Source organism: Rhodococcus sp. (in: high G+C Gram-positive bacteria) (genome assembly GCF_049591685.1).
GTDB lineage: Bacteria > Actinomycetota > Actinomycetes > Mycobacteriales > Mycobacteriaceae > Rhodococcoides.
Genome location: NZ_JBAWFH010000443.1, coordinates 1 through 11,332 on the forward strand (window position 1 = coordinate 1; position 11,332 = coordinate 11,332).

The 11,332-nt window shown below is 65.9% G+C and carries 10 protein-coding genes; 2 read left to right on the plus strand and 8 right to left on the minus strand.

Going from position 1 to position 11,332, the window contains the following annotated elements:
* The coding region (locus tag WBQ44_RS18520) for a 3-hydroxyacyl-CoA dehydrogenase NAD-binding domain-containing protein (protein ID WP_495568134.1) at positions 1 to 1,790 on the minus strand (1,790 nt) is incomplete at its 3' end.
* A gap of 8 nt (positions 1,791 to 1,798) precedes the next feature.
* On the minus strand, positions 1,799 to 3,010 hold the full coding sequence (locus tag WBQ44_RS18525; protein ID WP_495568135.1) for an acetyl-CoA C-acetyltransferase: 1,212 nt from the start codon (positions 3,008 to 3,010) through the stop codon (positions 1,799 to 1,801).
* Between the two features lie 220 nt (positions 3,011 to 3,230).
* On the opposite strand from WBQ44_RS18525, the gene WBQ44_RS18530 reads away from it, so the two are divergent.
* Positions 3,231 to 3,473, plus strand: coding sequence for a hypothetical protein (locus tag WBQ44_RS18530; protein WP_495568136.1), 243 nt, complete (start codon positions 3,231 to 3,233; stop codon positions 3,471 to 3,473).
* 31 nt (positions 3,474 to 3,504) lie between these two features.
* On the opposite strand, the gene WBQ44_RS18535 is transcribed toward WBQ44_RS18530, so the two are convergent.
* Genes WBQ44_RS18535 through phoU form a run of 5 tightly spaced genes read right to left on the minus strand, consistent with a single transcriptional unit; the run spans position 3,505 to position 9,600 of the window.
* The gene (locus tag WBQ44_RS18535; RefSeq protein ID WP_495568137.1) at positions 3,505 to 5,673 is read right to left on the minus strand and encodes a DNA polymerase III subunits gamma/tau; all 2,169 of its coding nucleotides are present in this window, start codon (positions 5,671 to 5,673) and stop codon (positions 3,505 to 3,507) included.
* Positions 5,674 to 5,728: 55 nt separating this feature from the next.
* On the minus strand, positions 5,729 to 7,492 hold the full coding sequence (locus WBQ44_RS18540; protein ID WP_495568138.1) for a helicase-associated domain-containing protein: 1,764 nt from the start codon (positions 7,490 to 7,492) through the stop codon (positions 5,729 to 5,731).
* Positions 7,489 to 8,064 carry an HhH-GPD-type base excision DNA repair protein gene (locus WBQ44_RS18545; protein ID WP_495568139.1) on the minus strand — a complete coding sequence of 192 codons (576 nt, stop codon included), beginning with the start codon at positions 8,062 to 8,064 and terminating at the stop codon, positions 7,489 to 7,491. The genes WBQ44_RS18540 and WBQ44_RS18545 overlap by 4 nt, the downstream gene beginning before the upstream one ends.
* Before the next feature lie 41 nt (positions 8,065 to 8,105).
* Positions 8,106 to 8,909, minus strand: a complete 804-nt coding sequence (locus tag WBQ44_RS18550; RefSeq protein ID WP_495568140.1) for a transglutaminase-like domain-containing protein — start codon at positions 8,907 to 8,909, stop codon at positions 8,106 to 8,108.
* Positions 8,910 to 8,946: 37 nt separating this feature from the next.
* Entirely contained in the window at positions 8,947 to 9,600 is a 654-nt protein-coding gene (gene phoU, locus WBQ44_RS18555; RefSeq protein WP_495568141.1) for a phosphate signaling complex protein PhoU, read from the minus strand.
* A gap of 132 nt (positions 9,601 to 9,732) precedes the next feature.
* On the opposite strand from phoU, the gene WBQ44_RS18560 reads away from it, so the two are divergent.
* Positions 9,733 to 10,062 (plus strand): YnfA family protein, encoded by a 330-nt coding sequence (locus WBQ44_RS18560; RefSeq protein ID WP_495568142.1) that lies wholly within the window; start codon positions 9,733 to 9,735, stop codon positions 10,060 to 10,062.
* 25 nt (positions 10,063 to 10,087) lie between these two features.
* Here WBQ44_RS18560 and WBQ44_RS18565 read toward each other — a convergent pair.
* On the minus strand, positions 10,088 to 11,332 hold a 1,245-nt coding region (locus WBQ44_RS18565; protein WP_495568143.1), incomplete at its 5' end, for a lipase family protein.

Consider the following 11,332-nt stretch of genomic DNA (forward strand, 5'->3'; position numbering starts at 1 on the left):
CCCTTCGCCTTCGACGGACGCTCGAACTCGTCGACCATCTTGTCGATGACAGCGCCGGCCGGATCCTCGGGAGGCGTTCCGCCCGCGGCCACGATGGCGTCGTAGGTTTCCTTGCGGATCTTCTGCATCAGCGTGAGGGTCAACTCGTCGGAGAGCTGCAGCGGCGCGGCCGGGTAGCCCGCCTGCAGACCCGCCTGTTCGATCGTCGACGGCTCGACGCCCTCACCGAGCATCGCGATGGCCTCGTTGATGAACGTGCCGATGACGCGTGAGGTGAAGAAGCCACGACTGTCGTTGACGACGATCGGGGTCTTCTTGATGAGCTGGACCAGATCGAACGCCTTCGCCAACGCAGCGTCGGACGTCTTCTCGCCGCGGATGATCTCGACGAGCGGCATCTTGTCCACAGGCGAGAAGAAGTGGATCCCGATGAAGTCTTCCTGACGCTTGATGCCCTGAGCGAGGCTCGTGATGGGCAGCGTCGAGGTGTTGGAACCGAGGAGTGCCGTCGGAGCGACCAGATCCTCGATCTCCTGGAACACCTTCTGCTTGAGTTCCTCGGACTCGAACACTGCCTCGATGACGAGGTCGGCGCCTTCGACGTCGTTGGCATCCGCGGTCGGGTGGATCCGAGCGAGCAGCGCGTCGGACTTCTCCTGCGTGGTCTTGCCGCGGGAGATCGCCTTGGCCTCGATGGCCTCGGAATACGCCTTGCCCTTCTGCGCGGACTCGAGAGCAACGTCCTTGAGCACGACGTCGATTCCGGCCTTGGCACACACGTAAGCGATGCCCGCGCCCATCATGCCTGCGCCGAGCACGGCCACCTTGGAGAACGTGGTCTTCTCGATGCCGTCGGGGCGTGACTTGCCTGAGTTGATGGCTTGGAGGTCGAAGAAGAACGCCTGAATCATGTTCTTCGAGACGCGACCGGTGACCAACTCGGTGAAGTACCGCGATTCGATGGTCGACGCGTTGTCGAAGTCCACCTGAGCGCCCTCGACGGCGGCGGCGAGGATGGCACGCGGCGCCGGCATCGGTGCACCTTTGATCTGCTTGCGCAGGTTCGACGGGAACGCGGGCAGAATCGCGGCGAGCTTCGGGTTGGACGGGGTGCCGCCGGGGATCTTGTAGCCCTTGACGTCCCAGGGTGCGACGCCGCCCTCCGGGTTGGCCTTGATCCATGCCTTCGCCGCGGGAACGAGTGCGTCGATGCTGTCGACGAGTTCGTGCACGAGGCCGACTTCGAGGGCCTTCTCCGGCCGGAAGCGGGTGCCCTGAGCCAGGACCGTCATGAAGCCGTTCTGAATGCCGAGCAAACGGGTGATTCGTGTGACGCCGCCGCCGCCGGGCAGCAGGCCGAGCGAGACCTCGGGCAGACCGAGCGCTGCGCCGGACACGTTCGCCGCGATGCGGTGATGCGTCGCGAGCGCGATTTCGAGTCCGCCGCCGAGTGCGGCGCCGTTGATTGCGGAGACGACCGGCTTGCCAAGCTTCTCCAACCGGCGAAGCTGCGCCTTGACTTCCTGCACCTCGTCGAAGACGCGCTGCGCGTCCTCGGGTTGCGCCGTGATGAGGCCGTTCAGGTCGCCGCCCGCGAAGAAGGTCTTCTTGGCCGAGGTGACGACAACTCCGGTGATGGAGTCGACTTCCTTTTCGAGCCGGTCGACGGTTGCACCCATCGAGTCCTTGTACAGCTGATTCATCGTATTGGCGCCCTGGTTGGGGTCGTCCATCGTGAGCACGACGATGCCGTCGGCGTCTTGGTCCCACTGGATCATGTTTTCAGACATTTCGTTCCTCAGACTCGCTCGATGATGGTGGCAACGCCCATGCCGCCGCCGATGCACAGGGTGATGAGGGCGTACCGGCCACCGCGGCGCTCGAGCTCGTCGAGCACGGTTCCGGTGATCATGGCCCCGGTCGCGCCGAGCGGGTGGCCCATCGCGATGGCGCCGCCGTTGACGTTCAGCTTCTCGTTCGGGATCTGCAGATCCTTCTGGAAGCGCAGCACGACAGACGCGAACGCCTCATTGAGCTCGAACAGGTCGATGTCGTCGACGGTCAGGCCCGCGGTCGCGAGAACCTTCTTCGACGCAGGTGTCGGGCCGGTCAGCATGATGGTCGTGTCGGCGCCGGACGTGGCGGTCGCGACGACGCGCGCGCGCGGAACGAGGCCCAGATCCTTGCCTGCCTGCTCGCTACCGACGAGGACGAGCGCTGCGCCGTCGACGATGCCCGAGCTGTTTCCGCCGGTATGGACGTGATCGATCTTCTCGACCCAGTGGTACTTCTGCAGCGCGACGTCGTCGAAGCCGCCCATCGCGGCTACGCCGGTGAACGCGGGGTTCAGCTTGCCGAGCGACTCCACGGTGCTGCCGGGGCGCATGTGCTCGTCCTGGTCGAGGATCAGCAGACCGTTCTGGTCCGTGACCGGCACGACGGACTTGGCGAAGTAGCCACCCGACCAGGCTGCCGCTGCGCGCTCCTGCGACTGCACGGCGTAGGCGTCGACGTCTTCGCGGGTGAAGCCCTCGATCGTCGCGATCAGGTCGGCACCGATGCCCTGCGGAGCGAAGTAGGTGTCGTAGTTGGTTGCGGGGTCCATCGCCCATGCGCCACCGTCGCTACCCATCGGGACGCGGGACATGGATTCGACGCCACCGGCGATGACAAGTTCGTCCCAGCCGGAGCGGACCTTCTGCGCGGCAAGGTTGACGGCTTCGAGGCCGGATGCGCAGAAACGGTTGAGCTGGAATCCGCCAACGGTGTCGGGCATCTTCGCGGCGAGCACTGCCGTGCGCGCGATGTCGGCGCCCTGGTCGCCCACCGGTGACACGACACCCAGGATGAGGTCGGAGATGCGGTTCTCGTCGAGGTCGGGGAATCGTCGACGCAGTTCGTCTATCAGGCCGGTGACCAGCGAGATCGGTTTGACTGAGTGCAACGAGCCATTCTTCCCTTTACCGCGGGGAGTCCTGATTGCTTCGTAAATGAACGCCTCTGTGGTCACAGTGTGCAGTTCCTTCCACGTACTTCGGGTCGGCGGCGACGCTCACGGGCGCCGCAGGACACGAGGAATACACCTCGGCTACCTTCACACTAGAACCCGTTTCATCAGCGGAGAAGGACCGAAACGAGCGTTGTTGGTGACCGGGGCGCTCCGTTTAGGATTTCGAGGCCCGGGTACCACTACGATCACCGATGGGGGGTCATTGGCTCGAGCGCAGGAGATGACGTCCATGGATACCAAGCAACCCTTCGCAGTCGGGGCGCGCGTCAAGGTTCGGTACAGCACCGACACCGAGTTGGCGCGAGACCAGTGGCCCAAGGAATCGGGCGTCATCAGAGAAGACTTCGGTGACCAGAGTGCCGTAGTCACCGACCGCACCTGGGCCGCAGCACGCCGTTACGCCGTCGCGCTCGACGACGGGCGTTTGGTGTTCGTCGACCCCGACGATGTCGAACAAGCCTGACGTCGAACAAGCCTGACGTCAGCTTCGCGCACTACTCCTTGAGCGGAGTGGCGCCCAAGTGCGTCTGCAACAACTCCATGGCCACCGTCTCCGGATCACGACGGATCGACGGGTCGGCTGGTTCGGCCGCGGCCTTGAGCAACTCTTCCTCGTCTTCCGGCGTTTCCGGCGGAGGAGGGCCCACGGGCTCGGGATCGTCCGGGTAGTCGGGCGCTTCGGGCGGAGGTATGTCGTCGTAGGCCGAGGGCTCGCCTGAAGATCCGTCACCCGCCGAGCCGAACCCGTCGTCCGTGGTGCGCGCGGGCTTGCTCTGGCTCGGCCGCGAGAACTTGGCCGTTGGCGCCTTCGGCGCCTCGGAAGCGGACTTGTCGACCGGCGCCTCGCCCGGAGGAGCAGCCGCACCGACGACGCAGGTGACGGCCCAATCGACGCCGAACACATCGCGCAACGCATCACGAATGACGTTTGCGTTCCGCGATTCCTGCAGCCTCTTTGCCAGCGGTGCCGAATCGTGGCCCAGGGTGATCGAGCCCGGCTCCACAGCGCGCACCGACGCACCCGACAGCATCACCTCGACCGTGCGACTGCGCTCACGCACCTTGGTCCGGACCTCCGACCACACCGCACGCACAGCAGCAACATCTGGTTCATTCGACGCAGCAGTGGGCTGGGGCTGAGGCTCCGGTGTCGATGTGGGCTCGGGTGTGGGTGTGGGTGTGGGCTCGGGTGTCGATGTGGGCTCGGGCTCGGGCGCGGGCTCGGGTGTCGATGTGGGCTCGGGTGTCGGTGTGGGCTCGGGCTCGGGTGTGGGTTCCGGCTCCGGTGCGGGCTCAGGCGCTGGCTCAGGTGCCGGTGCCGGTGCAGGCGCCGGTGCTTGCAGGGCCGGTGCTTGCTCCGCCTCGACCGGGGGTGAAGCGGCACGCATCGACGGGCGCACGAACTTCGGCGCGACCTCGTCGACCGGAGCCTGAACCGGCGCCGCGATCTCGGCCCGCGGCGGCGCAGAGATCTGATCCACCGCCGCCTGCTCGCCCGCCGGGAGGGTGACGTCGAGACGTCGCTCGAGACGCTCCAAGCGTTGCAGCACAGCAGATTCCGCGTCCGACGCCGAAGGAAGAAGCATGCGCGCGCACATCACTTCGAGAAGCAGACGCGGCGCCGTGGCCCCACGCATTTCGCCGAGCCCGGAGTGGATGATTTCTGCGTAGCGAGCGAGCGTCGCCGACCCAATTCGTGTCGACTCCTCCCGCAGGCGCTCGAGAACATCGCCCGGAACGTCGACGAGTCCGCGCTCCCCCGCGTCCGGAACGGCGCGCATCAGAATCAGGTCACGGAGGCGTTCGAGGAGGTCGACCGCGAAACGTCGGGGGTCGTGGCCTGCGTCGACCACTTTGTCGATGGTGCCGAACAGCGAACCACCGTCGCCTGCGGCGAGTGCGTCGACTGCGTCGTCGATGAGCGCGACGTCGGTGACACCGAGAAGCGACAGCGCCCTCGGGTAGGTGACGCCTTCCGGGCCTGCACCTGCCAGCAACTGGTCGAGCACGCTCAGGGAGTCACGGGGCGAACCTCCACCCGCCCGGATGACGAGAGGGAACACCGGGTCCTCGACGTGCACGTTCTCCTGCACGCAGATCTTCTCGAGCAGACCGCGCATGGTGGACGGCGGCAGCAACCGGAAGGGGTAGTGGTGAGTACGCGAGCGGATGGTCGGGAGGACCTTCTCCGGCTCGGTGGTGGCGAAGATGAAGACGAGGTGCTCGGGCGGCTCTTCGACGACCTTGAGCAGGGCGTTGAAGCCTGCCGTGGTGACCATGTGGGCCTCGTCGATGATGAAGATGACGTAGCGCGACTCGGCGGGCGCGTATACGGCTTTGTCACGAAGATCGCGGGCATCGTCGACGCCGCCGTGGCTCGCGGCATCCATCTCCACAACGTCCAGATTGCCGGGGCCACCCGGGGCGAGCGCGACGCAGGAGTTGCAGACCCCGCACGGCGTGGACGTCGGCCCCTCGGCGCAGTTGAGGGATCGGGCGAGGATGCGAGCGGAGGACGTCTTGCCGCAGCCGCGTGGACCGGAGAAGAGGTATGCGTGGTTGATTCGATTGGCATTGAGCGCAACGCTCAACGGCTCGGTGACGTGCTCCTGCCCAACTACCTCGGCAAACGTCGCGGGACGGTACTTCCGGTAGAGAGCCACGCCCAGAAGGGTACCGGCGAGCACCGACTGATACGTCGATGGCCCGGCACCACCGTCAGGACGACGTTTCGCGCACCATACGGATCCGCGACAGCTCGATACTGCGTCGCGCGCCTGTCCGCTGCGACCTGCCGTGAACGACCCCTGCGGCCAGCACAGCGTCGTCGATCTCGTCCTTGGCAATGCCCGTTTTCGGGTCTGCGACGTCCACCGAGATACCGCCGCCCGACGCCACCGCACGAGCGAGGACATCCAGGTCGCGGGCAGGGAGGGCGCACCACGCTCGGATAGTCCGCGCTACCCGGTCGGCGTCGACGGGCAGGGTCGTTCCCGACGTCAGAGCCGCGGCGAGCATGGCCGGATCGGTGCCGGATCGAGTGATCGACGACGACGCGCGGTCGACGTGACGCGCACGCGCCGGGCCGGAATCTTTCCGTGCGGCCTCCGCGACGTCACTGCCGGTCGCGACACTGCGCGCACCGTCTCGAATCAAGTAGTCCAGAGCTTGTGGGATGTCCGTGACCGCGGCATCGGACAAGGCGGCGAGCAGTGCGTCGGCGTCGCCACCGTGTGCGTGATACCGCCCGATCGACGCGGGAGTGAACTGCCATGTCGATGCGGCATCCTTGCGCACGGCATCGGCGCACGACCCGAGGAGCTGCGACACGCGCTCGCCAACGGGCCCGGACACGACGGCCGTGAGGTCGGGCAACAGTCGAAGCGTGGATTCCGACCGTTCCACGATGCGGGTGACGACCGGCAGAACTGCATGCTCGACTGCGGCCGTGTCGGCATGCCCCAGCCGACCGAGTACCCGTGAGAGTTCGGTGGGCGCATGTTCCGCGAGAACCCCGAGCCACGACGCCTCCCGCCACAGTGCGGCCGGGTCCCCGGGCTCGGCGGCGTCGACAAGGACTGGCAACTTCCATTCCAGGTAGCGAACGGCGTCGGCTTCGTCGACAAAACCGTGGTCGGGAACGGAGGCCATCGCCGCGTGCCGTAGCACGGCGGACGATGGGGTATGGCGTGATAGACCTAGGGCGGGAACGGGTTTGGCATTGACGGAGGCGCGATGGGTGGGCGATCCGTCGGTACACCACCATGCCGCGATCAGCGTGGACAGCTTTTTCGGGCGTTCCCACGCAGCCCAGGCGGACAGTGCGGCGCCGGCGCGCACCACCCCGCCCCTCGCATCTGCCAGTCCTGCTCGCACAGCTAGTTCCAGTGCGAGTTCGACCACCGACTGATGTTCGGCGTTTACCGCGGCACCGAGTAGACGAAGGTCTCGGACACCGACGCCACCGGCCTTGCGCAACGGAATGTTCTCCGAAACGATGTGTTCCACAACAGCGTCGACGAGCTCGCAGAATCTGGCCACGTTCAATTCCTGCGATCGGCCGGCGCCGCCGCGCGACGGCGCCACCACGGGTTCTGCGACGGACATCCCGTCTCCGAGAGGTAATCGGAGTCCGTTCAGCGGCACCGCCGCGTAGTCCACACCCGCGGGCCAGGCAAGGCCGTACCCGACGAGCAGTCCGAGTGCCAGGTCGATTTCGGACGTTGTGTTGACGCCACCCTCGTCGAGTCGGGTCGCGAGTGCGCTACGAGAACTGCTGTGCTGCAATTCTTCCAGTACTACGAGCGAGCCGTGATCGAGCGAGCGCAGCGCCGCCGACACGGAGACCGGCGTGCGGAGCAGATGCGCGAGCGCGGAGTACGTACGGGGCGGTGGATCGACGGCGGCGTCGGAACGTCGCGCGAGAAGTTGCGTCAGCGCGGCCTCGTCGAGATCGGCCAACCACTGCTCGTACGTCGTCACTTCTTCTTCGCTGCCGCCTTCGCGGCCTTCTTGAACTCGCGCACTTCGAGCAGGGTCTGCGAGTCGACGACATCGGCGATGGATCGCCTGGAGCCGTCGTCCCCGTATGCACCTGCAGCCTCGCGCCAGCCGTCCGGGGTGACACCCATCTGCTTGCCCAGCAATGCCAGAAAGATCCGCGCCTTCTGATCGCCGTATCCCGGTAGCGCTTTGAGCCGCTTCAGCACCTCGGCGCCGTCGGGTTGGCCGCGGCGCCAGATTCCATCAGGCTTGCCGTCGTAGTTCTCGACCAGAAATTCTGCGAGACCCTGAATCCGTTTCGCCATCGAACCCGGGAATCGGTGGACCGCGGGTGTTTCCGCGCAGACCGCGGCGAATTTTTCGGGATCGGCTCGGGCGATGGTGTCGACCTTCAAATCACCCAGGCGGTCGATCAATTTCTTGGGACCGGCGAACGCCGACTCCATCGGGACCTGCTGGTCCAGCAGCATCCCGATCAGCAGCGCGAACGGATCCTCGGCGAGGAGCGCATCGGCTTCGGCGTCGCCGACCAGGTGCAGTGTGCGAGACATGCCCGACATCTTCTCACGCACGACGCACGCGGTCGATGTCGCTAGGTGATCGACACGGGCTGCGTGATGTCGTCGATCGGCAGTGTTCCATCGACCACCGCACCGACGCGGACCGTGTTCAGCGTGATGAAACCGCCGTGATTGTCGAGGAAGGCGGTGTCCGCGGCATCCCGACCGGTGGCAATGCGCACGAGCGTCGACCTGGGCGCAAGGTACGTGGGGTCGACCACGCGCCACTGCCCGTCGACGAACGCCTCGGCCACGGCATGGAAGTCCATCGGATCGCAGCCCGGCGCGTAGACGGCGACGAGCCGAGCGGGCACATTGACAGCTCGGAGCAGTGCGACGACGAGGTGGGTGTAATCGCGGCACACTCCTGCACCCGCAAGAAGGGTATCGACTGCGCCGTCGATCGGATCACTGCTACCAGGCACATATTTCAGGCGCGACCCGACCCACGCCGACACCTCCGCCAGCAACTTCTCCGACGGTTCGTAGGATCCGAACTCCGTGGCCGCGAACCCGAAGAATTTGTCTGCCTCGGCGTAGCGACTGGGCCGCAGGTACAGCGACAGGTCGTAATCCGACACGGGTGCGGGTTCGGTGTTCCCGTGAATGGTCGCCGAGTACGACACCTCGAGCCTGCCCACCCCGGCGTGCAGTTTGTGTATTCGGGTGCCGTGGGCTCCGCTGATCTCCTGCGCCTCGACCGGCCGTCCGTCCAGCGTGAAGGACAGCGCTTCCCAGACCTCGGCGCCCGGGTGAGGTGCGACCGCGATCTGGAATTCCAAGGTGCTGGCGTCGGTGACATCCACATCGAGATAGGCCGAGACGTCACGTTTCATCGGACTGATTTTGCCACCGAACGAGCGAGAATGCAGATCAGAACTCCTCGGGGCGGAATTCACCGGTGACAAGGAAGATGACGCGCTTCGCCACTTCCACGGTGTGATCGCTGAACCGCTCGTAGTACCTACCCAGCAACGTGATGTCCACGGCGGCCGGAATACCATGCGGCCAATCCGGCGCCGACGTCAAGGTGAAGAGGCTCCGGTGGAGCTCGTCCATCGCCTCGTCCTTGGTTCGAAGCTCGGCGGCCAGTTCGGCATCGCGCGCCTTCAACACCACGGCCGTGGCTTCGGCCTGTTCCACGGCTACGCGGCCCATCTCGGCGAAGACGCCCTCGACCTCGGAGGGAAGAACGTGCGCTGGATGTCGTCGACGAGCGAGTTCGGCGATATGGATGGCAAGGCCGCCCATGCGTTGAAGATCGGCCACGATGTGGATACCGCTGACCATGATGCGCAGATCGAGCGCAACGGGTGCCTGCAACGCGAGCAGCGAGAACGCCTTGTGCTCCCAATCCGCGGCGACAGTATCGATGGCGTCTCGTCCGCTGATGGTTTCCTCGGCCAGGCTCAGATCGGCCGTCAACAGAGCGCGGGTGGCCGACGCCATCGCATCCTCGGCGAGCCGGCACATCCCCGCCAGATCGGCTGCCATGGAGTCGAGCTGGTCGTTGTAGTTCTCACGCACAGCTTCGATCCACCTTGTGTTGTCGTTCGCAGTTACCCATGGGTAGTTGGTCCTCACCGTCGTGCGTCGTTCACCAGTACCCAGAAGCGCATTCTCCTACACCCCGACGCACTTGTGGGATCGTTGCACCCCGTGACGGTTGTGAAGTCCATTCTGCTCTTCGGTGTCGCCGCGGTCTTCGAGATCGGCGGTGCCTGGTTGGTGTGGCAGGGCGTACGCGAGCATCGAGGCTGGTTGTGGATCGGCGGCGGCGTCGTTGCACTCGGCCTCTACGGCTTCGTCGCGACCCTGCAACCCGACGCGAACTTCGGCAGGATCCTCGCCGCGTACGGAGGGGTGTTCGTCGCCGGGTCCCTCGTTTGGGCAATGGTGGCCGACGGTTTCCGGCCCGACCGGTGGGACGTCACCGGCGCCCTGGTCTGTCTCGTGGGCGTGGCAGTGATCATGTACGGGCCGCGTTGATCTGCGGCCCGTACATGCGCTGCTGCTAGCCGCAGTTGGAGGGTGCCGGTACTCCGTGGAAGCGATCCTTCATCCAGTTCTGGGCTTCACCGAGTCCGAGAAGGTCCGGGATGAGGTGGCCTGCACCCGACCCGGGCACGATCGCGGGCACCTGCGCCGGGCTGAACTGAACGGTCGCGTCCTTGCCGCACCAGGCACCGGCCAGCTCGACGGCCTGGCCATGCGGAACGATGTCGTCGGACGTGCCCGAATGGATCAGAACGGGAGCCGTAGGTGTGCGCTCGCCGATCTTGTTCTTGGCCAGGATCTGCTGGGCCACCGGGAGTCGATCCAGCACGATCGACATCGGCTCACCGGAGTTGGTGTACTCGGACGTGCGGTGCAAACCGTACGTCAGGATCGTTTCGCCCACACACTGATCAGCGACCCCGTTCAGCATGGCCTGTCCAGCGGCATTGATGTTCTCGTCGATGACGGCCCGCAAGCCCGGATCGGACTCGAGCAGTCCATTGAGGGTGTATCCGACCACGCCGGTGAGGATGGTCCCGTCGACCTGATCGAGGGTCTGCTTCAGGTCGGCAGGAGGTGCGCCTGCATAGGTGCCGACGAGATCGAGCTCCGGTGCGTACTCCCCCGCGAGTTCTGCGGCAGCCGCGACGGCTCCGCCGCCCTGCGAGTAGCCGTAGGTGCCGACGGGTCCGTCGGCACTGATCTTGGTGCCGGCCAACTTCTGCGCTGCGCGGGCAGCGTCGAGTACGGTGTGCGCCTGGGACGCCCGGTTGACGTAGGTGTGCGCTCCCGGCGTGCCGAGACCCTCGTAGTCGGTGATGACGACGCCGTATCCCTGCGCGAGCATCGAGTACGCGGCAAGCACCTCGTACTCGACCATGAAACCCAGCGGCGGCGTGTAGGTGATGACGTTGTTCAGCATCTTCGACGGTGCGCACTGGTCGCCCTGGCCCTGCGTTCCCGGGGCGAGGACGACGAGCGGGCGCGGGCCCGGGCCGGTCCAGTCGGCCACCGGATCGATGTAGGTGCCGGTAATGGCGATCGGGTCGTTGTTGGAGTCGTTGCTGCGGTACATGATTCGGGTGGCTTCACCCGGGAGCGTTCCGCCGATACCCGGTACCGACAGGGCCAGGTGTGACGGTTCGGTCCGGATGAGAGCGCCCGGCGCCGAGGCGGGCAGCGGACTCGGTGGCGTATAGAAGTCCGATTCCACGGTCGATCCCGTGGACGATCCGGACGGCTGCTGCGCCGATGCCTGAGG

What these genes read in the sequence shown, in the direction of transcription:
- WBQ44_RS18530 (WP_495568136.1), top strand. Translation starts at nt 3,231, where the DNA reads ATGACGTCCATGGATACCAAGCAACCCTTCGCAGTCGGGGCGCGCGTC.
- WBQ44_RS18545 (WP_495568139.1), bottom strand. Translation starts at nt 8,064, where the DNA reads ATGTCTCGCACACTGCACCTGGTCGGCGACGCCGAAGCCGATGCGCTC.
- WBQ44_RS18550 (WP_495568140.1), bottom strand. Translation starts at nt 8,909, where the DNA reads ATGAAACGTGACGTCTCGGCCTATCTCGATGTGGATGTCACCGACGCC.